Origin of the sequence: Sphingobium sp. (genome assembly GCF_041987595.1) — a bacterium.
Taxonomy (GTDB): domain Bacteria; phylum Pseudomonadota; class Alphaproteobacteria; order Sphingomonadales; family Sphingomonadaceae; genus Sphingobium.
Map to the genome: position 1 here is coordinate 1 of NZ_JBHIWJ010000028.1, position 25,563 is coordinate 25,563.

Sequence of the window (25,563 nt, forward strand, 5' to 3'; positions counted from 1 at the left end):
GGCTTCATAGTTCCACAATGTCTCGTCGTCGAAGGTCGGACGATTGCCGTAGGTGGCGGCATCCGGCCCGGTAGCCCCGCCCGTGCAGAGCGGCAGATTGAGCGGGTCGTTTACGCCGCCGAGGCGAAAGCCCTTGGACGCCTGAACGTTGAAGGTCAGGTCGCGATTGGCCTCATAGCTGGCGATGAAACGCGGGGAGAAGCCGGTCGAGCCGGTCTTGTCGCCCACGCGATTGTCGCCATTGGGGAAAACGCCGCCCGTCTTGAAGTCGCGTTCTTCCTTGAAGTCGTAATAGCGTCCGCCCGCGGTCAGCTTGAACTGGCCGAGCTTGTAGCTTGCCTCGCCGAAGGCGGCATATTGTTTGATGATATAGGGTATGTCGGCATTATAGGGTGAGTTGAGCGGGAAGCCGTTGGCGGCCCCGGCGGACGTGCCCGGCCCGAATGGCGCCGGCGCCGCATCGATGAAGGCGTCATAGCCGGGGGTCGGCAAGCGCTGGGCATAATCGCGGTCGACATGGCTGTAGAAGCCGCCCAACACCCACTGGAATGGATCGTTGCCCGTCGAGGCGAGTCGCACTTCCTGCGTCCATTGCTTGAGCTTGGTCGTGTCGCGCAGGTTCGAGGGCAGGTTGGCGATGGCCGGGTTAACGCCATAGGTCAGGACGAAAGGCGTCACGGAAACCGATCCGGTGAGAGCCGACGCATCGCGGCTGACCAGAATGTCGCGGTGAATATAGGTGGTGATCGACGTCAGCGCGATGTCCGAACCCACATCGATATTGGCGGTAAAGTCCGCCAGCGTGGTCTTGTCCCGGAATTCTTCCCGCAACTTCAGATATTGGGTGCGTTCGGGAAAGACGTCGAGCGGATTGATCAGCGGATTATAATAAAGGTGATAGGCATCCTCGCGGTTGAAGCCGTTGGTGCGAATATCCTGATAGATGATGCGCGGGGTGAGCTTGATCCCCGGCGCCGGTTCCCAGAGCAGGCTGAGGCGCCCGCCATAGCGGCGGCCGTCATTGACATTCTTGCCCCCCGCCGGGCCGATGGCATCAATGAAACCGGCATAATGTTCGCCATAGCCGACGGCGCGGATCGCAGCATTTTCGCCCAGCGGCAGGTTGATCGCGCCCTTGCCGGAATAGCCGACGTCGCCGCCCTTCAGCACGTTGACGCCCGCCTCGACCGTGCCTTCGGTCTGTCCGAGCTTGGGCTGCCTGGTAATATAGCGCACGGTGCCGCCTTCGGAACCCGATCCGAACAGCGTCCCCTGCGGACCGCGCAGCGTTTCCACGCGATCAAGGTCGAACAGGTCGAAATCCGGCGTGAAAAGCGACATGGAGATGACGGATTCGTCGAGATAGACGCCGACCTGTTCCTTGACGCCGGGTTGATCGCGGACGACCTGCCCCGCAGAGACGCCGCGCACCGAAACCTGACTTTGGCCCGGCCCGAGATTCTGGACGGTCAGGCCGGCGACGCTTCGGGAGACATCCTCGATCGAGGTGGCGCCCATGCGCTGCATGGCCTCGGCTGTCTGCGCATTGATGGAAAAGGGAACATTCTGGATCGATTCATTGCGCTTTGTCGCGGTGACGATAATCTCATTGCCTGCCCAGTCCGACGAACTGTCCGTCACCTGCGCAAGGGCGCCGCCTGATACGCCGGCCAGCGCCAGCGCAAGGCATGAAGCCGACCAGCGCAACATGGATTCCTGACGTGAAGATTTGCCCATATCATCCTCCCTGTAGTGAACGTCTTGTTATGTTTATTCGAAAATTTCGGCGTTTATCTTGCCTTTTCGAAAGATATTCACTTACCCGCAACCTAGATCATGTCATTTGGTTGATGCAATGAAAATTGCGCGGCAGGGATTGAATCTTACCATGCTGTAGCTTCCATGCCTCACCCCTCCTGCCAGATGCCCTTGCCCTAAGGGCATTGCGCCTTTCACCTTGCAGTGCGCCATGGGCCAGCGTTATGACGGCCGCCATCATGCTGAAGTGACTTCCGGACGGTCCAGATTGATCGCTGGCCGGGATGGTGCATCAGGATGAGACAGGGGGGCTTGCACGGACATATCCGGCAAGTTTGGGGGACAAGCTTTTGAGCATGGTAGGAAAGATCATAGGGGGTCTGGCGGGCGCTGGCGCCATGAGCCTGTCCGTCGCACTGCATGCGCAGGCCGGGGGCGAAAGCCCGCTGCTGAGCGACAGTTTCCGCATAGGCAGCGAGGGCGGCGCGCTTTGTCAGGCGCAGAGCGCGGTCAGTGATCCTGCGGCGCGGACCATGTTTGACCGTGCCTGGACGCTGGTGTGCCGTGACGCGGCACGGCCTGTGGGGCAGATCTATGCGTTGCGGCGCGGCGCAGGCGACAATGACGCGCTCCTGCTGGACCGGCTCGCGGCTTCACGCAAGACGGCTGTGGAATGCAGCGCGGCGGGCGGCGTTACCTTGCCAAATGTGGGCGCGGCGATGATGCGCAACTGCACCGGCGCCGTCGGCACCTACCGCATCCTGACGGTGACGCGAGGCCAGACGCTTTATGTGGCGCAAGGCTATGCAGCCTATGCGAGCGCGCTCGATCTGGGGCTTCGCTCTGTCTTGCGGGGCCGGATCGTGACCGGGAAGATCGATGTCGCCACGACCGGGAGCGGGGAGGCGGGATTTGCCCGGTTGCAGGCGGCGACGCTGGATCCGCAAACCGTGCTGGCCGAGGGCTATCGGCGCAATGCGTCAGGCAATTATGCCGAAGCCGCCGAGTTTTTCGACAGCCTGACCGACCGGCTGGCGCGTGACCCTGGCGTCAATAATCTGACTCCGGCGGAGCGATCCAACCGGGCGCATGAATATCTGGTCAATCGCGGCCTGCAACTGTCCAATCTGGGCCTGTTTGATCAGGCGGACGCCGCCTTTGCCAAGGCCCGCGCCATTGCGATCGCCGATGCCGTGCAAATCCGGCTGCGCCGCAATTTCGAGGCGATGCACCATATCAACCAGCAGGATCTGACGGGCGCGCTGGCCATTCTCGACCAGCCGCTGGCAGGCAACGGCGGGACGCTGACGCAGGGTGATGGCGCCGTCACCCTGTCTTCCGCAGTGGCAGCTGCGATGAGCAGCGGCGCTTCGCAGGCCCGCGCGCTGGGCGTGCGTCAGGATAGCAGCCTCACCCCGGCGGAGCGCGCCGCGATAATCGACGCGCAGGCGCAACAGCTGCGCGGGACCGTGCTGCGCCTGTCGGGCCAGCCGGCACCTGCGCGCGAAATTTTGACCAAGGCGCTGGCAGGCGCGGTCGCGATCCGCGACGGGCGCGTGACCTCCATCACCCGCCTGCGCGCCCAATTGCTGGGCGAGATTGCGCTGACCTATGAAGCGGAGCGGAATTTCGGTCAGGCCGAAGCCTATCTCAATCAGGCGCTGACCCTGCTGGCGGCACAATATCCTGAAACGGTGGCGCTGAACGGGACGCGGGCGCGACTGGGCGCCTTCCTGGTCCGGCGCGGGCGCAATGACGCGGCGCTGGCCATCTATCGCAGCATCATGGCTTCCACCATGGGAAACCGCGCAACGCTGACCGGGATGGCGAACCAGCTCCAGCCCTATTTCGCGCTGCTGGCGCGGGAACTTCCGCAACGCCCGGAACTGACGGCCGATCTGTTCGCGGCGTCGCAACTGCTGGTGCGGCCGGGCGCGGCCGACACGCTGGAGCAGCTGTCCCGCGAATTGTCGGCGGGCAATGACGAAGCGGCGCGGCTGTTCCGGCAGTCGGTTTCGCTGTCCCGCGATATTGAGCGGGAAAGGATCATGCTGGCCCAGCTGCGTCAGGCGGCGGAGGCGAATGAAGGCCTTTCGCCGCAGATCGCGCAGGCGCAGGGCGAGATCGACCAGCTCGCGGCCGATCAGGCGAGCACGCTTGCGGCACTGGCGGCCTATCCGCAATATCGGGCGGTCAGTCCGCAGATATTGGGCCTGACGGAAATGCAGGCCATGCTGAAACCGGGTGAGGGCTATTTCAAGCTGGCTCAGCTGGGGGAGGCCCTTTACGCGGTCTGGATCGACGGCGCGGGTGCGACCGGATACCGGCTGGCCGCCAGCGCGGGCGAGGTGGCGCACAAGGTGGCGGCGCTGCGCGAAACGATCTCCCTCGACGTCAATGGCGCGCAGACGACCTATGCGCTCGACGTGCCGGTGGCGCGCAGCCTTTATCTCGACCTGTTCGGGCCGATAGAGCAGCGTTTGGCCGCGGTCAGGCATCTGATCTTCGAACCGGACGGGGCCATGCTGCAACTGCCGGTCAATCTGCTGATCGCCTCCCAGCCGGGCGTCGACGCCTATGAGGCGCGGGTGGCGCAGGGGGGCGACGAGTTCGATTTCCGCGGGATCGACTGGCTGGGCCGCGATCATGCGGTCAGCACCGCCTTGTCGGCGCGGGCCTTCCGCGAGGCGCGGGCTGCGGCGCCCTCCAACGCGGCGCAAAGCTATATCGGTTTCGGGGACAATGCGCCGCTCTCCGGCGCGGTGCTGACGGCGTCCACGCGAGGCGCGGCAGGCGACGGGGTCCCGGGCGACTGCAACTGGTCGCCGATGCAATGGAACCGGCCGATCCCCGCCACCGAGTTGCGGAAAGCGGCGCAGGCCATTGGCGGGCAGGGCAACCAGTTGATGACCGGCACGGCCTTCACCGATGCGGCGGTGATGGCGCGCAGCGATCTCGACAGCTTCCGCATCCTGCACTTTGCGACCCATGGTCTGGTGACGCCGCCGCATCCGGGCTGTCCGGCGCGCCCTGCGCTGTTGACCAGCTTTGCGGCGGACAAGGGTTCGGACGGGCTGTTGCAGTTCGGCGAGATTTTCGACCTGCGGCTGAACGCCGATCTGGTCGTGTTGTCGGCCTGCGACACGGCTGGCGCGGCAGGCATGGAAACGACGCGGGCGGCCGGGCTTTCGGGCGGGGGCGGGGCGCTGGACGGGCTGGTGCGGGCCTTTATCGGGGCAGGCAGCCGCGCCGTGATTGCCAGCCATTGGCCCGCGCCGGAGGATTATTATGCCACTGAGCGGCTGATGGCGGGGCTGTTCGCGGCTGGAGCGGATCAGCCCGTCGCGGAGGCGCTGCGCGAGGCGCAGATCAGGCTGATGGACGATCCGGAAACGTCGCATCCCTTCTACTGGTCCGGCTTCGCGATCATCGGTGACGGCGCGCGCCCGCTGATCGCCCGCCGCTGAACATCATGCGCAAGCGGGGCCTGCTGCGCCGTGGGGCGCGACTGGTGCGGGATGCGGGCCGCTGGCGACTCGCGGCGACCGGGCTGGTGCTTGTGCTGGCGCTGTTTATTGCCGGCTGGGACTGGAACCGGCCGCTGGGTAACAAGATTTCAAGGGAAATACCCACCGCCGATGCGGAGCGGGGCCTGTATGACTGGCGGGCGGCGAGCTTTGCGCCCCGCGTTGCGCAGGACAGCCGCATTCTGATGGTCGTTTATGACGACCAGACGCTGATCGCGACGCGCAAGCGTTCGCCGCTGGACCGGGGGCTTCTGGCGCGGGCCTTGCGCAACATCGATGCCATGGGCGCGCGATCGATCGGCATCGACATATTGTTCGACCAGCCGCAGGATGAGGACCCGGAACTGCTGGCGACGCTGCGCGCCATGCGCACGCCGGTCTGGCTGGGTTACGCCAATCTGGGCGACAATCAGGAACAGATCATCTTCGAACAGCAGCAATATCTGGACCGCATCATCCGACAGGCGCGGACGGATCGGGTGCGTCCGGCGAGCATCCGGCTGGAAACCGACGCGGACAACGTAGCGCGCAGCTGGCCTGTCCCCACGCCGGGACAGCCGCCGCTGCTGACGCTGGCGATGCAGAGCGGTCTTGGGAATGGGCCATCCTTCCGCGACTATCGCGGAGCGATCCGTTTCCGCTTGCCGCTGAAGCAGAGCGACGGGTCGGAAGAGCCTGTCATCCCCAGCCTTCAGATCGACACGCTGGCCGATCCGGTGATGGCGGCCGCACTCGCCTCCATGGTGCGCGGACGGCATGTGCTGATCGGCGGCGATATCGTCGATATCGATCAGTTTGAAACGCCGCTTTCTGGACGGCAGGCGCGATCGACGATGATTGGGCTGGAGGTGCATGCGACCATGCTGGCGCAATTGCTGGACGGCGCCCGGCTGCCTGCCGTGCCGGAGGGCTGGCGCTGGTTCGCGGCCCTGCTGGTCGTGCTGGCGGCGGGGATGACCAGCCTGGCGGAATTGCGCTGGTTCGCCCTGATCCCGGCGCTGGCGGTCCAGGCAGGGGCGATAACGGGGCTGCCGCTCTGGTTGCAGGCGCGGGGCTGGGACACCAAGGGATTGCCTGCCGTGGGCTGGGGGCTGGGCTGGATCCTGGCCTTTGCCGCCATTGGCGTGGCGGCGCGGGCGGTGACCTCGCAGCAACGGCGCTTCGCGCAGGCGGCCTTGGGCAAATATCTGCCCCGCGACATCGCGGCGCAGATTCTGGCTGAGCCGGAAAAATTGGCCCTGCATGGCGAAAAGCGGCCGATCTTCACCCTGTTCACGGATCTGGAGGGCTTCACCAAGCTCAGCCACGCCATTGCCCCGGAGATGGTGGCGCAACTGCTCAATCGCTATCTCGACATGTTGAGCGATGTGGTGCTGGCCCATGGCGGGACCATCGACAAGTTCGTCGGCGATGCGGTGGTCGCCTTTTGGGGCGCGCCGATCGCCCGGCCCGATGACGGGCGAAACGCTGCGCTGGCCGCCTATGCGATGTGGCAGGCGGGCGAGGCCTTTCGCCGCGACCTGCCCCCCGGCGTGCCGCCGATCGGGCGGACCCGCGTCGGCCTGCACCATGGCGATGCGATCGTCGGCAATTTCGGGGGCGAGGGGCGCATCCAATATACCGCGCTCGGCGACAGCATGAACACGGCCTCCCGACTGGAGGCGGCAAACAAGGCGCTCGAGACCACCATATTGGCGAGCCGGGAGGCAATGCTGCTGTCGGGTCTCGACTGGTGGCGGCCGATGGGCCGGGTGCGCCTGCGCGGCCGGGCAACGCCGGTCGATCTGTTCGAGCCGGCCCCGGATTTTCCCATCGCCGACCGGGCGGTTCTGAGCGAGATTCTGGCGGCGTTCGACGGCGAGAATGCCGATGCGCGAAGCGGGGCGCTGGAGCGTCTCAAAGGGATGATTAACCATCATCCGGATGATGCAGCGCTCGCCAATCTGTTATATCGTTATGAGTATATCGGGGAAGGAGGAACCTATGGTCTGGGGTAGGGTTGCCGCGCGCTGCGCGCTGGCCGGATGGGTCGTTGCGGGCCTGAGCGTGCCGGTCCTGGCCGAAACCATGGTGGTTCGCGCCACCGGCCCGTCCGCCGCCGCCTACAGGCCGGGCAGCAGGCTGGCCGATGGCGGAGCGGTGGTGCTGAAGGCCGGTGACGTCGTGACGCTGCTCGACGCGAAGGGAACGCGCACGCTGCGCGGGCCGGGAAGCTACAGCGTGTCTGCCGCCGCCAGCGCCGCGCCCGCCAATGGCGTAATGCTTGCCGCGCTGCTCGACACCAAGCGGGTGCGGCGCGCCCGGACCGGCGCAGTGCGCGGCAATGCGAGCGAAGTGCCCGCCGCGCCGCCGCATCGCCCCAATCTCTGGATGGTGGACATTGCCCAGTCCGGGACGCTCTGCGTCGCCGATCCCGCTGCGGTCCGGTTGTGGCGGGCGGACGCGGCAAAGGCGGCGACGGTGCGGATCAGCGGCGGCGGCGTCAATGCAGCGGCCAGCTTTGCTGCAGGCGAGTCTGTCGCTGCCTGGCCCGCCATGGCGCCGGTGCGGGACGGTGCGGCCTATCGTCTGAGCGATGGCGCGAGGGTGATCGAATTGCGCTTTGCGCTGCTTGGCCCGACGCCAGCGGGTCTGGACGGCACGGCCTCCAGCCTGATGGCGCATCAATGCACGGCACAGCTCGACCTGCTGGTGGAAACGGCAGCGCTGGCCGACGGATCTGCGCGGAATTGACAAGGGGCGGCGGACTGCTAACCGCCGACGGGTCGCAGGGGTGGGGAATGATGGATCAAAAGGTCCGCATTTCTGAAAAATAACAGGGAGTGGGCGGCCCAGGGGAACGGGCCGCCTGACGTTTTGGGGACGTCTATGGGGATGAAGGGGCAGGTGCGCGCTTCGGCTTGGCTGGCTTTGGCCGCGACGATGCTGACGCCGGTGGCCGCCGGGGCGCAGGTCGCGCCGCGTGCGCCGACGCGTGAAGAACTGTCGCGCGGGCAATTGCCTGACGCCGTCGGGCGGGAAAGCCGTCTGACCGTGGTGGGCGGCATCGAACGGGCGCCCTGTCCGCTGGCCGATCCGCGCTATGCCGATGTGACGGTCAACTTCGCCAATGTGCAGTTCGATGGCCTGCGCATTGTCGATCCCGCTGTGCTGAAGGATAGCTGGAGCGACTTTGCCGGGCGTGAGGTGCCGATCGCCAGCCTCTGCGAAGTGCGCGACCGGGCGGCGACGGCGCTGCGTCAGATGGGCTATCTCGCCGCCGTGCAGGTGCCGCCGCAGCGGATCGAGAAGGGTGGTACGGTCCGCTTCGACATCTTCATGGCGCGGCTGGTGGCGATCGAGGTGCGCGGCGATGCGGGCCGCAGCGAGAGGTTGGTCGCGGCGCATATGGAAGCGCTGAAGGGCCAGCCGGTGTTCAACGTCCGCGATGCGGAACGGCATCTGCTGCTGGCTCGCGATTTGCCGGGATATGATGTGCGGCTGGCCCTGCGTCCCGCGGGCACGGCGCCGGGCGAGGTGGTCGGTGAAGTGCAGGTGGTGCGACAGCGTGTCGAACTGGACGTCAACGTCCAGAATCTCGGCAGCAATGCGGTGGGCCGCTTCGGCGGGCTGGCGCGGGTGCGGTTCAACGACATGACCGGCCTGGGCGACAGCACGGTTTTCAGCATCTTCAACACCGCTCAGCCCAGCGAGCAGACGGTGGTTCAGGTGGGGCACAGCATGGCGCTGGGCAGCGATGGGCTGCGCCTGTCGGGCGACCTGACCTATGCGTGGAGCAAGCCCGGCATAGCGGGTGCACCCCTGTCGTCCGAGACGCTGATCGGCACGCTGGCCATGGCCTATCCGCTGGCGCGGCGGCAGGTGCATACATTGCTCGCAACGGGCGGGCTGGACATCGTCAATCAGGATCTGCGCTTCGGAACGGGACCGGCAAAGATTCCCCTGTCGCGCGACCGGCTGCGCGTCCTCTTCCTGCGGCTGGAGGGCGAGCTGATCGATCCCGACAGCCTTGTCAGCACGACCGGCTATTCGGGGATCGAACCCCGGTGGCGACTGGGCGGGACGCTGGAATTGCGGCATGGGCTGAAGGGATTGGGCGCCAGCGAGGGTTGCGGCGCGGCTTTCGGGAATTGCGCCTATCCCGCCATTCCGGTCAGCCAGCTGGACGGCGACCCTTCCGCCTTTGTCGTGCGGGCCAGCGCGCAGGCGGAATATCGACCGGCGCCGGACTGGACCTTCGCGCTGGCGCCAAGGGTGCAATACAGCCCGGATGTGCTGCTGTCCTATGAACAGATGAGCGCGGGCAATTATACCGTCGGGCGCGGCTATGATCCGGGGGTGCTGACCGGCGATAGCGGCGCGGGGCTTTCCGCTGAGCTGCGCTATGGCCGGATTACGCCCAAAGCGCCGGGGGCGATCGCGCTACAGCCGTTCATTTTCTTCGATGCGGCCTGGCTATGGCATCAAAGCGCGAATTTTGACGGTCTCGATCCGCAGAAGCTCTATTCGGCAGGTGGCGGCGTGCGCGCCACCTGGAGCAACCATGCCCGGCTTGACCTGACGCTGGCGACGCCCTTGCGCAAGGCCGGTTTCCAGACCGAACGGGGCGATACGCGGCTGCTCTTCTCGATCACCACGCAGCTTGTGCCGTGGAGGCGGTAATGATGGCAAAATCCTCTCAGCCTTCGATCCGGATACTACTCAGCGGCTGCGTTAGCGCGATGGCCATGGCGGTGGTACTTGGCGCGCCGCCGGTCAAGGCGCAGACGGCCTTTCAGGGCAATCCCTCGGTGGCATTGGGTTCGGCCACGATCACGCGGGGCACGACCGATACGATCGAAGTGAATGGGGCCGAGACGGTCATCAACTGGACGCCCGGCGATACCAGCGGCACAGGGACCATCGACTTCCTGCCGGCCGGGCTGACCGCCCAGTTCCGCAATAATCCGAATCTGTCCGGCTTGACCGATTATACGGTGTTGAACCGCATTCTTCCGGTCGACGGCAGCGGCTTGCCCGTGTCGCGCGTGGTCGCCTTCAACGGGACGGTCCAGAGCCAGCTCTACGGCAGCGCGGGCGGCAATATCTGGTTCTATGCGCCGGGCGGGATCATCGCCGGTCCCACAAGCGTCTTCAACGTCGGCTCGCTGGTGTTGACCAGCAACGACATCGATATGACGGGCGGCCTTTACGGCAGCGGCGGCGAGATCCGCTTCCGCGGCGTGGCAGGCGGCAATGCGGCAGTCGAGGTGCAGGCGGGCGCGAAGATCGATGCGTTGGCGGCAGGCAGTTATGTCGCGCTGGTTGCCCCACGCGTGGTTCAGGCGGGCGCGGTCAATGTCGACGGATCGACCGCCTATGTCGCGGCCGAACAGGCCGACATCACCATCAATGGCGGGCTGTTCGACATTAGCGTGACGGCGGGCACGACGGATGCCAATGGCGTCGTGCATAGCGGCACGACGAGCGGCCCGGCTTCGGCAGGCAGCAGCGATCCGCAGCGCATCTACATGGTGGCCGTGCCGAAGAATAATGCGCTGACCATGCTGCTTTCGGGGACGATCGGCTATGCGCCTGCCGCTGCGGCGACGCCCGATGGCAGCGCGGTGGTGCTGTCGGCTGGCTATGACATAGGTGGCGGCGGCCTGGTCGCGACCCGCAACGCCGCGGCAAGTGCGGACGCGGGTTTCAGCATCGGCGCGGGGGACTGGCAATCCGACGTCAGCGGAGCCGCGACCGGAGACATAGTGGTTCGATCCAGCGCGGCTCCGGCGACGCATTTTCTGGGCAATGCGAGTTTTTCGGCGGAACGGAGCATCACGCTTCGCGCCGACAGTCTGGGCGCCGTCACCGCTGACAAGGATATGAACCTGACCGCCGGGACAGGAGCGACAGGCGGCCGGATCGACCTTCTGACCTTTGGCGGCAGCGGGTCGGCGGCAACCAACGGGCAGATTGCCGTTACCGGCAGTCTGACGCTCAATGCGGTGGGCTATGGCGATGCGGGGGTCGGATCGCCGCCCTTGGTGGGGGCGGATGCGGCCGGAGGGACCATCAACCTCATTGCAACGGGCGGGGCGATTCAGGCAGGAAGCCTGTCTGCCAATGCCTGGGCGATTGCGGGGTCGGGCAGCGACTTTTCAGGCAATGCCCAAGGCGGCGCGATCAGCCTGTCGGCGCTGACCACAACGGGACCCGGCGGCACGGAAAGCGGCGCGCTGACCTTTGGCAGCGTGTTTCTGGATGCTTCGGCCAGTGGCGCTTATGGGCAATATTATCTGTCCTCCATCAACAGCGGCAATGCGACGGGCGGGACCATCAACATCGGAGCTGCGGGCGGCAGCTTCACGGCGAGCGGGCTTTATGCCAACGCCAGCGGCTCGGCGGGCGACGCTTCGGCGGTTGCGGGCAATGGCCTTGGCGGGACCATCACCCTGTTCGCCAGCGCATCCGGCGGGCAACGCGGTAGCTTTTCGCTGACGGATTGCGCCAGCTTCTACTGTCGGGTCCGGGCCGATGGCTCGGGCGCGACCGGCGCCAACGGATCGAACGGCACGGGCGGGTCGATTCTGGCTTACGCCAGTGACGCGGATTTTTCCGTGCCGGGCGAATTGACGCTCCAGGCCAATGGCAGCGGCGGGGGCACCGCGATCGACGGCAGCGCCGGGCGCAGCGGCGATGGTCTTGGCGGCAGCGTGACGGTGGAAAGCCGGTTGGATGCCGGAACCGGCGCAATGACGTTCGGCAACCTCTATCTATCGGCCGAGGGCAGTTCAATGCCTTCGATCGAAGGCGTTTTTTATAATGATGGCGATGCCGGGAGCGGGACCGGCGGTTCGGTCAATATTGCAATTTCGGGCGGCAGCCTGACCGCCGATCTGGTGGAAGCGCAGGCGGCCGGATTTGGTGGTGCCGCCTCAAGCAATTGCGCGATCTGCGAAGGCGCCGGCACCACGCCCTTTGAGGCCGGCAGTGGATCGGGCGGCGCCAGCCAGTTCCTGATTTCCGGCGGTTCGGCGGCCATCGGCACGCTGAAATTGGGTGCGATGGGGACGGGCGGCGCGGCAAATGGTGCGGACCTGTCCTTCGATCCGCAATCCGTGACAGCGCAGGCCGGTGTCGGGCTTGGCGGTGCGGCTCTGCTGGAGTCGCGCGGTGGGACGCTCCAACTTGGAACGCTGACCATCGAGGCGAGCGGTGCGGGCGGCGCGGGCGCCTCAGTATTTCAGGAAGAAGGGGCTGACGGCGGGATCGGTCGAGGCGGCACTGCCGGCCTGCTGATGACGGCGGGCGGCAGTGGCCAGATTCTTGTCACTGGCAGCGTCGCTGTCGAAGCATGGGGCAAGGGCGGCTGGGGTAGCGAGACCGGCTCCGACGGCCCAGGCACCTACCGGGCAGGCCGAGGAGGGGGCGGCACCGGCGGCACGGTCGATGTCATTCTGGCGGGCGGCGCTTTGACCACGCCCTCGCTGCTTGTCTCGGCGGGGGGTATCGGGGGCGCGGGCGGCGATAATGGCAGCGATGGCGCAGGCGGCGATGCGGGGAACGGCACCGGTGGTTCGGCGCGCCTTGCCTATCTGAGCGAGGGCCATGTCATAGGCGATCTGACTGTCAAGGCCGACGGGCAGGGCGGACAGGCAGGCAGCAACCGCTTCATCATTGATTACGATATCAACGACAATCCGATCTACCACTATGGTCCCGGACTTGGCGGTGCGGGCGGTTCAGGCCGAGGCGGAAGCGCCGATATGCTGGTAGACGTCGACCCCGTCTTCGCGACCCTGACCGTCAGCGCCGATGGGGTCGGCAGCATGGGCGGGAGCGGCGGCACCGGCGGCGCGGGGGGCGCCGGCACCGGAGGCGATGCAGCGCTCAATGTGGGCTTTGGCGCAATGACGGTCAGCGGCGTGCTGAAGGTAACGGCATCAGGTTTCGGTGGCCTGGGTGGAGCCGGCTATGACAATAGCGGCGGCCGTGGCGGTGACGCAACCGGCGGTTCGGCGGCGCTCGGCCTCTCCGGTGCAGCGACGATGCTGGATGCAGGCGATATCGGCGTTCTGGCGGAGGCACTGGGCGGCGCCGGCGGAACCACGGGCATTGGCGGCGGCGCGGGTCTCGATGGAACCGATGGCGGCAACGCGTCGGGCGGAAGCGCGCGGTTCGCCCTCTCGGCAGGCGCAGTTGCAACAACCGGCGCCTCGTTGCAGGTCAGTGGCAATGCGACGGGAGGCGCGGGCGCGGCTGGCACGGCCGGCCCGGTCGCCGGCAGTGGCGGGGCTGGCGGTCATGGGTTGGCCGGGTCCGCAACATTGCGGATCAGCGATGCCCATCTGACCTTCAGCAACGGCTCGCCCCAGGCACCCGGCTACAGCATCACCGCCATCGGGCGGGGCGGCGCGGGGGCGGATGGCAGCGCGGGCAGCAATGCGGGTCTGAGCGGCGGCGCTGGCGGGCGCGGCGGGGACGGCTCCGGCGGATTGGCGGCGTTCGACGCCAGCAATGGGGATTATCTGCTGGGCGGGCTCAACCTGTTGGCGGACGGTCTGGGCGGCGTCGGCGGTGCTGCCGGCACCGGGCCTGCGGGAATTTCGACGGTTGGGATGACGGGCTTCGGGACCGGAGGCACGGCCAATTTCGCCAATGGCGATGCGGGCCTGTTGATGCCGGGCGCAGTGAGGCAACTGGGCTTCCTCCATATGAGCGCAAACGGCGATGCGGGCGGGCGGGTTCAGTTCGCTGATAGCAGCACGGCGACAAATGGTGGGTTGCGCGTCAATGGATCGATCGCGCTGACCAGCCTTGGGGCGCCGGTTTCTGGTTTTTCCGGCATCTACGTAACTGGGGCGGCCAACGCAGTGCAGATCGGCGGCAGCGCTGATTTCACCAGTGACGGGCCGCTCTCCTTCGTCTTCAATGGGGCAGGTGGCTTTCGTGTCGATGGGGCGCTGACAGCAATATCGGCGATGCGCATCGATCTCAGCCATGGCGGGCGTCCTGGGGGCAGTGACAGCCTGATCGCGGACACCATCCTGCTCAGCGCGCCGGGCGATGTCAGCCTTCTGTCCGTAGGGTCGCTGCGCGCACTCAACGAACTGAAGATCCTGAGTTCGCTCGGCAATATCAACCTTGCCAGCGGAAGCCTGCTGAGTGCTGGCGGCGATATGCGCCTGTTTGCGCAGGGCAGCCTGAATGGCGTTGGCGCAGGCGTCCGGGCGGGGGGGGCGGCGGCGATCGGGCTGGGCAGCAGCGGCAGCATCGCGCTCGGCGACCTTATTTCCGGGGGACTCCTCGATCAAGCCGATGCCAGCGGCAATGCGCTTGGCACGGGCGGCCTGTCGATCGACGGCAATTTCACGGTGACCGGCCAACTGAGCATTGGTCCGGGAAGCGGCACCATCTCGGCCGCCAGCATCAGCATCGGCACATTGACGGCCGATAGCCAGCAACTGACCGCGACGGGCGGCGTGGTGCAGATCGGCAACGCGACGACGGCCGGGGATCTGGCGCTGACCGGGCAAGGCATCAGCGCCCAGAGCCTGACCGTGGGTGGGCAAAGCCTGCTGAATGCCGGTGCCGGGACACTGTCGGTCGTCGATATCCTCTCGACCGGGGCGATCACGGCAACGGGCACCAGCGTCAACCTGGGTTCTACTGGCGCGATGACCATCGCGCAGGCCTACGCGTCGGCAGGACCGCTCATTTTGAATACGGCGGGCGCGCTTGCTGTCGCCAATGCGTCGGCCGGTAATGCCATGACGCTGACTGGCGGCACTATCGATGCGGCTACGCTCGATGCGGTTGGCGTCCTGACCGCGACGGCAACGGGTTCTGCGCGTTTCGGGAATGCGACGTCGCGAACAGGCGAGATGGTGCTGAATGCCGGAGGGTCCGTCACTCTGTCGGGGCTGCTCGATGCACGCAGCATCACGATCGGGTCGGGCGATATCGCCATAGGCGCCGCTGCGAAGGTCGGAAGCGTCAATGGCGCGGGCAGCGTCATCTTCAATGCCCTCAACTTGCAGCGGTCCGCCTATGCCGGCGGCAATGACGTGGCGGGCGCCTACAGCCTTTCGTCGGCAGAACTGGCGCGTGTCTTCGCGAACAATCTGACGATCAATGCCGGACGTCAGCCGGTGGCGGGAGCGCCGGACCTGATCGTGCAGGATATGACGTTGGGTACGGGCAATCTGGCGGCTGGCGGCCTTTTGACGCTCGCCACCAGCGGCCGGTTGCGCGTCCAGGGCGCGGTGCGTCTGTCCGGACGGTCCGCGCAAGGCGGCTTGACCCTGTCGGCGGGGCAAGCGCTGGAGATCGTCGCAGGCGCAGGCCTTATCGACGTCAGCGACGCCAATGGCGGACTGGGCGGGGTGCTGAAGCTCAGCAGTCCCAGCGTCATCGCGGCCACTCTGTCCGCCATTGCCGACGTCAATGCCGCCTCCTCCGTGGAAGCCCGTGAATTGCGGCTGGCGCGAAACGACGGACTGGTTATTGACGGCGGCTTCATACGGGCCGGCGTCATTCATGCTAATGCGGTCGACGGCCTCTTCATCCAGAATGTCGGCCTTTCCAGCGATTTTTCGGCGCGGCGGGGCTTTACCGCCAATGACCTGCTGATTTCGACGCAGGGGCTGACTCCGATCGCCATCAATGGGCAGTTGCTGCTGTCGACGGGCGCCTTCGCGGCCGGACGGGATGTCATTCCGCTCGTGGCCATCAATGGGGCGCGGGGCGGCCGGGTCGGGGGCTATGCGCCGGGATCGAAGATCAATGGCTGCCTGATCGCCAGCGCGGGCGCGTGCGTCACGCCCGGTTTCGACAGCCGCGATACCTGGAACGGTGTGCTCGATCCCTCCGTGGCGGTCGGGCGCATCTTTACGCTCTCGCTGATCGAACTGCGCGATATCATCGCCCAGGGCTATCCGCCGTTGATCGACGAGCCGGTGACGGGCGCGGGGAATGAGGATTTGTGGGAAAGTCCTTGCGGCGGGCCGGATGAACCGGCCTGCGACCGGGGCGGCACACCTTGATTGCGGTCGTGCAAGAAACGGGATTGAAACAACGCGTTGAACCCGTAGAGAGAGGGGCGCGGCCGGACGCGGGGGGAAGAAAAGCGTCCGAATCAGCCGGCACGGGGGCGTGACGAATGGGGGTCGGGGGCAGTTTTACGATCGGCAGGGGCGGGGCCAGCATGGCGCTTTGCGTCCTGCTGCTGGCAGCGGCATTGCTTTGCGGCTTTCCCGGTAGCGGGCCGGGCGCGGCGGATGCCGCTGGCGCCGTCCGGACTTATGTCGGTGTCGCTTCCTGCGCCGGATCCACCTGTCACGGCCGGATGGAGGGTGACGGCAAGGTGGTGCGTCAGGATGAACTGATGCGCTGGCAGGAACCTTCGACGCCGGGCGGCGCGCATAGCCGGGCCTTTGCCGTGCTTGGCGGCACGCGCGGACGGCAGATCGCGGCGACGCTGGGGCTAGGCGATCCGACAACGGCACCGGCCTGCCTTGGCTGCCATTCCACTCCTGTAACGGTTTCTGGGGCGGCAGCCCGCGGGGCGCGATTTCTGGCGCAGGATGGCGTGGGTTGCGAGGCGTGCCATGGCGCCGCCAGCGGATGGATCGCGTCGCATTATGCCGTGGGCGCAAGTCATGCCGCCAATGTTGCGGCTGGGATGACGCCGCTCGACCGGCCGCAGGTGAGGGCTTCGGTCTGTCTCGATTGCCATTTCGGCAGTGCGCGGGACGGGCAGTTCGTCACCCACCGAATCATGGCGGCGGGGCATCCTCGCATTTCCTTTGAGCTGGACCTTTTCTCCTCCATGCAGGCGCATCATGATGAGGATGCCGACTATGCGCAGCGCAAGGGGCGGACCGACAGTCTGAAGCTCTGGGCCGTGGGTCAGGCCATGGCGGTCGAGCGGGCGCTGACGCTCTATGCGGGGGGTAAGGGGACCGAGGGGGCTTTCCCCGAATTTTATTTCTTCGACTGCCAGAGCTGCCACCGCCGCATCTATGATCAGGCGGAGCGCAGCAAGACATGGGAAGCCAATCCTGGACGGCCGATCCCGGCGGGCATGCCGCCCTTCAATGACGAGAATATGATCATGCTGTCGGCGGCGGCGCGGGTGGCTGCACCGGGGCTGGCGGGGCGGTTCGATGCCGACAGCCGTGCTTTCCATGCCGCGATGGCGCGAGATCGGAGTGCAGCGGTCGCGGCGGCGGGCAAGTTGGCGCAAAGTGCGCGGGCGCTCGCCGATGGCTTTGCGGCGGGCGGGATGCAGGGCGATATGGCCTTTGCCATCGTGCGCGAGATTGCGGGCAGCGCGATTGCACCGCGCTTCACCGATTATGAAGGTTCGGTGCAGGCGGTGATGGCAGTCGATACGCTGCTCAACGGCCTGGTGAAGTCGGGGCGCGTGACGGTAGGTGCGGCGGCGGGTATCCGCGCCGACGTCAATCGCGCCTATGCGGCGGTCAAGGAGCCGAACGGCTATCGGCCCGGCGACTTCCGCTCCGCTCTGGGCAGCGCGGCGCGCAGCATCAGGGCGTTGCAATGAGGCGGCGGCATGACCGGCTGAGCGCGCTGACGGCCAGCGCGGCGCTGATCCTGTCCTCCTGCGGCGGCGGAGGAGGGAGCAGCAGCGGCACGCCGACGCCCAGCCCGACGCCGACACCCGCGCCGAGCGGCCTTTATGCTGTGCCCGCGCAGGAATCGCTGACCGTGGCGGACGTCGAAACGGTGATGGCGCATGCTGTGGCGGAGGCGCAGAAGCGAAGCCTTCCGGCGGTCATCGCCGTCACCGACCGGGTGGGCAATGTGCTCGCGGTGTTTCGCATGACGGGTGCGCGGGTTAATGCGACCACGAGCGCGGCGCCCAATGGCGACAATATCGATGCGCAGAATCTGACGGTCCCTGCGGAAGCGGGCGCCATCGCCAAGGCGATTACCGGCGCCTATCTGTCGAGCGGCGGCAATGCCTTTTCGACGCGCACGGCAAGCATGATCGTGCAGCAGCATTTCCCACCCGCGCCAACTACGGCGGGGCTGGAGAGCGGGCCGCTGTTCGGCGTGCAGTTCAGTCAATTGCCCTGTTCGGATCTTGCTGCGCGCTTTTTTTCGTCCGGCTCTCAAACAATGATCGGACCGAAGCGCTCTCCGCTGGGGCTGGCGGCCGATCCGGGCGGCTTTCCCCTGTATAAGAAGGGCGTGGTGGTCGGCGGCATCGGTGTGATGGCGGACGGGATCTATGGCTCCGATTCCAATGTCCTCGACGATGACAATGATCCCGAGGAATATATCGCGCTCGCCGGAACGCTGGGTTTCGAGGCGCCCGAAAGCATTCGCGCCGACCGCATCCCCGTGGACGGCACTTTGCTGCGCTATTCCGACGCAACCTATAGCGGATTGCTGGCGACGGGTCCGGTGAGCTTTGCCGCGATCAACGGCAGCGCGGGAAGTTTGGTGGCCGTGCGCGGCTATTATGGCGATCCCTCACCGATGATCCTCGCTGGCGTCGCCTATGGCACCGAAGCATCCGGCGTGCGTCCGGCGCGTGCGGCCGAATTTTCCAAGGGCGACGCGTTCGTCCTGACCGATGGGTCGGGTAATGACCGCTTCCCGATCCGCGCCGCGACCGATGGGGGAGATGTGACGCAGCCGCTCACCGCCGCTGAAGTCTCCGCGATTCTCGAAGAGGCCTTCACCATCATGAGCCGGGCGCGGGCGCAGATCCGCCAGCCGCTCGACAGTCGGGCGCAGGTGACCATCAGTCTTGTCGATACGCGGGGTCAGGCGCTGGGCATTGTCCGTTCGCCCGATGCGCCGATCTTCGGCACGGACGTCAGCTTGCAAAAGGCGCGGACGGCGGCCTTTTTCTCCGGTGCCCATGCCGGATCGGACCTGCTGGCGAGTTCAAGCGCCGACGTGGCGGCCTTTGTCGGCAAGGCGCGGACGTTTCTGAATGACCCCTTGGCGTTGACCGGCAGATATGCCTTCACCGATCGCGCCAATGGCAATCTGTCGCGGCCTTATTTTCCGGATGGCGAGGTCGGACGGCCCAACGGGCCGTTCTCGCGGCCGATCGCGCAGTTCAATCCCTTCTCGACCGGGCTGCAATCGGCGTTGGTGGTGGGCGATCTGGCCGCGCATCTGGCCTATGTGACCGGCGCCAGCGCAATCGATACGCCGCAACGCTGCTCGGCCGTTCCCACGATTTCAGGGCAGAACCGGGTGCAGAACGGCATCCAGATTTTCCCCGGATCGGTGCCCATCTATCGTGGCACTATGCTGGTGGGCGCTATCGGCGTGTCGGGCGACGGCATCGATCAGGACGATATGATCGGTTTCCTGGGTCTCAACAATGCCGGGGCGCGCTTGGGCGGTATCGGCAATGCGCCGGCTGCGATCCGATCGGACCAGATCGTGGTTGACCTCGGTAATGCGACGGTGCGGCTGCGTTATGTGAGTTGCCCCTTTGCGCCCTTCCTCGACAGTTCGTTGCAAAATGTCTGCGAGGGCCTGTAGAGGATGGGTCTGGTCTCGCTCCTGCCGCTCTTCGCGCTGGGCCAGCCCGGTGAGCCGTTGCCCCCGCCTCCGCCCGAAAACTGGCAGGAGATATTGGACGCCGACCGGCAGTCGATCGAGGGCCGCCGCCGTCCCGGCTATGAAGCGCCGCTGCCCGAAGCCGTGACGCAGGATAATAAGGGCGCCGTTCGCGCGCCCCCGCCAGAGGCGTTTCCGACCGATCAGGTGCCGATCCCCGATCGCTGGCGGTTGATCGAGAGCCTTGGCGTGGTCAAGGAACGCTGGTTCGATCCCTATGGTCAGAACACGCTGAAGGGCGACCGGCCGATTAACCGCGAGAAGGTGAAATGGCTGCCGATCAAGGGCGACGACTGGTTCTTCGTCGCCAATGCGGTGAGCGACACAGTGCTGGAACCGCGCACCTTCCCGATCCCGGTCGGTGTGCAGACGACCGAGCGCCCCGGCAGCATCGACGTCTTCGGCAAGGATGCGAGCTATGTGCTGAGCCAGACCTTCATCGGCGGCGTGGCGCTGATAAAGGGCGCGACCGCCTTCAAGCCGCCGGAGATCGAATATCGGCTGACGCTGGCGCTCAACGTCAATCATGCGGATGTGCCCGAACGGCGCGTGCTGTTCGTCGAACCGTCCAGGCCTTCGCGCCGCACCGACCATTTTCTGGGCGTGCAGGAAGCCTTTGTCGACTATCACCTCGCCAATACGTCGGACCGTTATGATTTCCGGTCGGTGCGCGTCGGCATCCAGCCCTTTCAGTCCGATTTTCGCGGCTTCCTGTTCAACGATCAGCAGCTCGGCATCCGGCTGTTCGGCAATCGCGACAATAACCGCTTCCAGTTCAATCTGGCGGCCTTCTGGCGGTTGGAGAAAGATACCAATAGCGGCCTCAATTCGGTCGTGCAGTCGCCGCGCAACGACTGGCTGTTCATCGCCAATCTCTATCGGCAGGATTTCCTGATCCCCGGCCTCACCAGCCAGGTTACCGCCGTCTACAATATGAACCGCGAGAAGCACGACGTCGAGATTGACGACAACGGCTTCCCCGTGCGTCCCGCGCTGCTCGGCGATTTGCGGGGGCGGGAATATGACGTCGTCTATCTTGGCTATAATGCCGATGGGCGGATCGGGCGGATGAACCTGACGGCATCGCTCTATGGCGCGTTGGGGGAGGACCGCAACAGCTTCTTCACCTCGAAGCCTGCGCAGATCCGCGCCTTTTTCGCGGCGGCGGAGGCGAGCTATGACAAGGACTGGATGCGGTTCCGCCTGTCAGGCCTTTATGCCAGCGGCGATGGCGATCCTTATGACAATCGGGAGAACGGCTTCGACGCGATTTTCGAAAATCCGGTTTTCGCAGGCGCTGACACCAGCTATTGGATCAGACAGTCCATTCCCTTTGCCGGAGGCGGCAGGGTCATCGGCATCAGCGGGCGCAACGGCATCTTGAATTCGCTGCGATCCTCGAAGGAGCAGGGGCAGTCCAACTTCAACAATCCCGGCACGATACTGCTGGGCGCGGGGGCGGATTTCGATCTGATGCCGGAACTGCGCCTGTCGGCCAACGCCAACCATCTCTGGTTCCAGAATACGGCCACGCTTCAGGCGCTGCGCAACGAGGGCAGCATTCCCAGGTCGATTGGCTGGGACCTGTCGACCGCTGCGATCTGGCGACCCAGGGCGACGCAGAATATCGTCTTTCGCCTGTCGGGCGCCACTTTGCTGCCCGGCGCAGGCTTCCGCGATCTCTTCACCAATAGCGAGGGTAACCGTGAATATTATTCGGTCCTCGCCAATCTGATCCTGAGCTACTGATGCGCCCGCTTTTCGCCGTCCTGCTGTTGATCTTCGTCGCATTGACGGTTCCCGTGGTTATCCTCCACGCTTCCGACGCGGAGAAGCCGGTCGAGCGTCACTATACCCCCACCCCGCCCGCGCCAATGAGCCAGAGCGATGCTCAAGTCGCGGCCAAGTCGGACGGCTGCTATAGCTGCCACACGAAGACCGACGAGCCGTCCATGCACGCGACGCCGGCGGTCATGCTGGGCTGCACCGACTGTCATGGCGGCAATGCGACCGTGCGCGGCAATCCCGAACTGGGCTTTGACGATCCCGCCTATGTCGCGGCGCGGGAAAGGGCGCATGTCCTGCCGCGCTATCCCCAGAGCTGGCACTATCCCTCCTCCGCCAATCCGCAGCGGACCTATACGTTGCTCAACCGGGAAGCGCCGGAGTTCTTGCGCTTCGTCAATCCCAGCGATTATCGCGTGGCGCGGGACGCCTGCGGGTCCTGCCATATGCAGGTCATCGAGGCGGCCGAGCGCTCGCTCATGGCGTCGGGCGCGATGCTGTGGGGCGGGGCGGCCTATAATAATGGGATCGTCCCTTACAAAAATTACATTTTCGGCGAGGCCTACACCAAGGATGGCAAGCCCGCGAAGATCGTCTCGCCGGGCAGCCCGCCCGGCACGCTGACGGCGGAGCAGAAGGCGCGAGGCGCGCTGGCCGAGCTTTATCCGCTGCCGACCTGGCAGGTGACGCCACCCGGCGACGTCTTTCGAGTGTTCGAGCGCGGCGGTCGCAATATCGGCACGCAATTTCCTGAAATCGGGCTGCCCAACCCGACCGGCTCGATCCAGCGACTGGAGGAGCCGGGCCGCCCGGATCTCAAGCAGTCGAGCCGTGGTCCCGGCACCGGCCTGCGCGTGGCGATCCCGGTGCTGAACCTGCACAAGACCCGCCTCAACGATCCCTATATGTGGTTCATGGGCACCAACGATCAGCCGGGCGACTATCGCCATTCGGGGTGTTCGGGTTGCCATGTCGTCTATGCCAATGATCGCGAGCCGCGCCATAGCCTGATCTATGCGCAATATGGCCGGGACGGACAGACGGCGACGGTCGACCCGACCATCGCGAACAAGGCGAGCCACGGCGGTCTTAAAGGTCCGCATGGCGAGGTGGTCGAGCCGGATCATCCGGTAGGGGCGGTCAAGGAAAGCGGCCATCCGATACGCCACACATTCACCCGCGCCATTCCGACCGCCCAGTGCATGAATTGCCACATGCACCAGCCCAATATCTTCCTGAACAGCTATCTCGGCTACACCATGTGGGACTATGAGTCCGACGCGCCCCTGATGTGGCCGGAAAAGCAGAAATATCCGACTGCCGCCGAGGTTCATCAGACGCTGGAGCGCAACCCGGAAGGCGCGGGACCGCGGGGCAAATGGTCTGACCTCGACTTCCTGCGCAACGTCTATGATCTGAACGACAAGGCCAAGGACACGCAGTTTGCGGACTATCACGGCCATGGCTGGAATTTTCGCGGCGTGTTCAAGCGCGACCGCGAGGGCAATCTGCTCGATGCGGACGGCAAGATTGTCCCGAACGACGATCCGGAGAAATGGCGCAAGAAGGGGGAGGGCAAGTTCGTGCAGCCGGGCACCAATCCGGGCAAGGCCGTGCACCTCATGGACATACACGCCGAAAAGGGCCTGCAATGCGCCGATTGCCATTTTGCGCAGGACAGCCATGGCAACGGCTTCATCTATGGCGAGGTTGCGAATGCGATAGAGATCGGCTGCAAGGACTGCCACGGCACGGCGGATGCCTATCCGACGCTGCTGACCTCTGGCCCGGCGGCGCCGCCAAAGGGCACGAACCTTGCGCTGCTCCGCAACCCGGACGGCAAGCGGCGCTTTGAGTGGTTTTTCGACGCCAGCGGACGGCGCAGGCTGATCCAGCGGTCGATCGTCGACCCCAATCTGGAATGGGAAGTGTCGTTGGTGAAGGATTCGGTCGATCCGGCCAATCCGCACTTCAATGCGAAGGCCGCTCGCGCCAAGCTGATGAGCCGTTCGGGCGCGGAGGACGGTAGTTTCGCCTTCGGCCCCGGCGTCGCGAAGGAGGATCGGGCGCATGGCGACGACAATATGGCCTGCTTCACCTGTCATTTGAGCTGGACGACCAGTTGCGGCGGTTGCCACCTGCCGATCGAGGCGAACTGGAAGACGACGCTGCACCATTTCGACGGCGAAGAGACGCGCAACTTCGCGACCTATAACCCGCAGGTGGCGCGCGATGAAATGTTCCAGCTCGGCAAGCATATGACGACCAAGGGCAATGAAACCGCCCCGGTCAGGTCGACATCGGCGCTCGTCCTGTCTTCGACCAACATCAATCGCGAGCGCATCTATATTCAGCAGCCGCCGGTGTCCGGCATCGGATTTTCGTCGCAGGCTTTCGCGCCGCACTTCCCGCACACGGTGCGCAGGACCGAAACCAAGACCTGCACCGACTGCCATCTGTCCGACAAGGATGACAATAATGCGGTGATGTCGCAATTGCTGCTGCTCGGCACCAATTTCGTGAACTTTGTCGGTCTCAACGCCTGGACCGGCCTTGAAGACGGATTTGAAGCGATCCGTGTCACCGAATGGGACGAACCGCAGGCAGTGATCGGCAGCTATCTCCAGAAATATGCCTATCCAGACTATTGGAAACAGCATGTCGGGCAAAACAGGCGCGAATTGAAGGACTGGGTTCGCGGCAAGACCTTCGACAAAAGGGCTTCGGGCGAGACGCATCCGGTCGAGGAGTTCCGCAATGTCGTGAAGGGGACGGCCGGTCGCGTCGGTTGCCTGCAACTGCGCGGCGAATATATGTATGTGGCGGAAGGGAAGGGCGGCTTCCGCGTCTATGACGTGGCGTCGATCGCGAACAAGGGCTTTTCCGAACCGATCGTGAGCGGGCCTTTCTCGAAGCTCGGCCATAACACGGGCGTCCCGTCGAAAAACGCAACCTGCATGGCGCTGCCGACCAACCAGCCGATCAATCCATTGCGCAACACGAAGGAATTGCGCGAGATCAATCAGGAGCAGGCGTTCCTGCCAATCTACAGTTATGCGGCGGTCACGGACAGTGTTGAAGGCCTCATCTTGGTCAATATCGAAACCATGTCCGATGGCGAGTTCCGCAATAATTTCCTGAAGCGGGCGGTTACATGGAACCCCAACGGTATCCTGAACGGGGCGCGGCATATCCAGCTGGCGGGGCAGATCGCCTATATCATGGCGGATGTGGGCCTCGTCGTCGTGGACCTCAGCGATCCGCCGCATCCCCGCCTCGCCGCCGTCCGCCCGCTCACGGATGCGCGGGCGAGCGCGATCCAGTTCCGCTATCTCTGGGTGACGGACGCCGAGGGACTGAAGCTGTTCGATGTGACGCGCCTGAGCGATCCGGTGGCCATCCCGTCCGCGACCGTGAAGCTGGCCGATGCCCGGCGCATCTATCTTGCGCGTACCTATGCCTATGTCGCAGCGAAGGCTGAGGGGCTGGCAATCATCGACATCACCAACCCGCTGCGGCCAAGCGTATACAGAAAGGAGACGTTTGGCGGACTGATGACCGATGTGGAGGATGTAATCATCGGCACGACCAACGCGTCGCTCTTCGCCTATGTGGCAGACGGACGGAGCGGGATGAAGGTCATCCAGCTGACCAGTCCGGCAAGTCAGCCCAATTTCTACGGCTTTTCGCCCGCGCCCAAGCCGGAACTTATCGCCTGGGCAAAAACGCCTTCGCCGGCGCTGGCGCTATCCAAGGGACTGGATCGGGACCGGGCGGTGGACGAGACCGGCGGTCAGATTGCGGTATTTGGGCGGCTGGGTTCGCGGCCCTTCACACGGCCGGAGATGGAACGGCTCTTCCTGACTTCGAAGGGGATACCCTATAAGGTCAGTGATGA

General features: G+C 65.3%; 10 protein-coding genes. 9 read left to right on the forward strand and 1 reads right to left on the reverse strand.

Annotated elements, in window-relative coordinates:
* Window positions 1–1,737, reverse strand: a 1,737-nt coding sequence (locus ACFC3J_RS09515; RefSeq protein ID WP_375195935.1) for a TonB-dependent receptor, incomplete at its 3' end; no start/stop codon positions are given.
* Between the two features lie 419 nt (window positions 1,738–2,156).
* Between ACFC3J_RS09515 and ACFC3J_RS09520 the strand changes: the two genes are divergently transcribed.
* From ACFC3J_RS09520 to ACFC3J_RS09560, 9 genes are all read left to right on the forward strand, one after another.
* Window positions 2,157–5,225, forward strand: coding sequence for a CHAT domain-containing protein (locus tag ACFC3J_RS09520; protein WP_375195936.1), 3,069 nt, complete (start codon window positions 2,157–2,159; stop codon window positions 5,223–5,225).
* Between the two features lie 5 nt (window positions 5,226–5,230).
* Complete coding sequence (locus ACFC3J_RS09525) at window positions 5,231–7,282, forward strand: CHASE2 domain-containing protein (protein WP_375195937.1); 2,052 nt, start codon at window positions 5,231–5,233, stop codon at window positions 7,280–7,282.
* The gene (locus ACFC3J_RS09530) at window positions 7,269–8,018 is read left to right on the forward strand and encodes a hypothetical protein (protein ID WP_375195938.1); all 750 of its coding nucleotides are present in this window, start codon (window positions 7,269–7,271) and stop codon (window positions 8,016–8,018) included. Before ACFC3J_RS09525 ends, ACFC3J_RS09530 begins: the two co-directional genes overlap by 14 nt.
* A gap of 135 nt (window positions 8,019–8,153) precedes the next feature.
* Window positions 8,154–9,947, forward strand: a complete 1,794-nt coding sequence (locus ACFC3J_RS09535) for a ShlB/FhaC/HecB family hemolysin secretion/activation protein (RefSeq protein ID WP_375195939.1) — start codon at window positions 8,154–8,156, stop codon at window positions 9,945–9,947.
* A gap of 65 nt (window positions 9,948–10,012) precedes the next feature.
* Window positions 10,013–16,312: a beta strand repeat-containing protein gene (locus tag ACFC3J_RS09540; protein WP_375195940.1), complete on the forward strand. Its 6,300-nt coding sequence runs from the start codon at window positions 10,013–10,015 to the stop codon at window positions 16,310–16,312.
* Between the two features lie 161 nt (window positions 16,313–16,473).
* Window positions 16,474–17,835, forward strand: coding sequence for a multiheme c-type cytochrome (locus ACFC3J_RS09545; protein WP_375195941.1), 1,362 nt, complete (start codon window positions 16,474–16,476; stop codon window positions 17,833–17,835).
* Window positions 17,832–19,802, forward strand: coding sequence for a heme-binding protein (locus ACFC3J_RS09550; RefSeq protein ID WP_375195942.1), 1,971 nt, complete (start codon window positions 17,832–17,834; stop codon window positions 19,800–19,802). Before ACFC3J_RS09545 ends, ACFC3J_RS09550 begins: the two co-directional genes overlap by 4 nt.
* Before the next feature lie 3 nt (window positions 19,803–19,805).
* The gene (locus ACFC3J_RS09555; RefSeq protein ID WP_375195943.1) at window positions 19,806–21,629 is read left to right on the forward strand and encodes a hypothetical protein; all 1,824 of its coding nucleotides are present in this window, start codon (window positions 19,806–19,808) and stop codon (window positions 21,627–21,629) included.
* Window positions 21,629–25,563 (forward strand): multiheme c-type cytochrome (locus ACFC3J_RS09560; protein ID WP_375195963.1); only part of this gene is annotated, 3,935 nt, incomplete at its 3' end. The genes ACFC3J_RS09555 and ACFC3J_RS09560, both read left to right, overlap by 1 nt.

Bases quoted from the DNA above. Each gene is read 5' to 3' on its own strand.
- ACFC3J_RS09540 (WP_375195940.1), top strand. From the start codon at position 10,013: ATGGCGGTGGTACTTGGCGCGCCGCCGGTCAAGGCGCAGACGGCCTTT.
- ACFC3J_RS09530 (WP_375195938.1), top strand. From the start codon at position 7,269: ATGGTCTGGGGTAGGGTTGCCGCGCGCTGCGCGCTGGCCGGATGGGTC.
- ACFC3J_RS09520 (WP_375195936.1), top strand. From the start codon at position 2,157: ATGAGCCTGTCCGTCGCACTGCATGCGCAGGCCGGGGGCGAAAGCCCG.
- ACFC3J_RS09555 (WP_375195943.1), top strand. From the start codon at position 19,806: ATGGGTCTGGTCTCGCTCCTGCCGCTCTTCGCGCTGGGCCAGCCCGGT.
- ACFC3J_RS09535 (WP_375195939.1), top strand. From the start codon at position 8,154: ATGGGGATGAAGGGGCAGGTGCGCGCTTCGGCTTGGCTGGCTTTGGCC.
- ACFC3J_RS09545 (WP_375195941.1), top strand. From the start codon at position 16,474: ATGGCGCTTTGCGTCCTGCTGCTGGCAGCGGCATTGCTTTGCGGCTTT.
- ACFC3J_RS09525 (WP_375195937.1), top strand. From the start codon at position 5,231: ATGCGCAAGCGGGGCCTGCTGCGCCGTGGGGCGCGACTGGTGCGGGAT.
- ACFC3J_RS09550 (WP_375195942.1), top strand. From the start codon at position 17,832: ATGAGGCGGCGGCATGACCGGCTGAGCGCGCTGACGGCCAGCGCGGCG.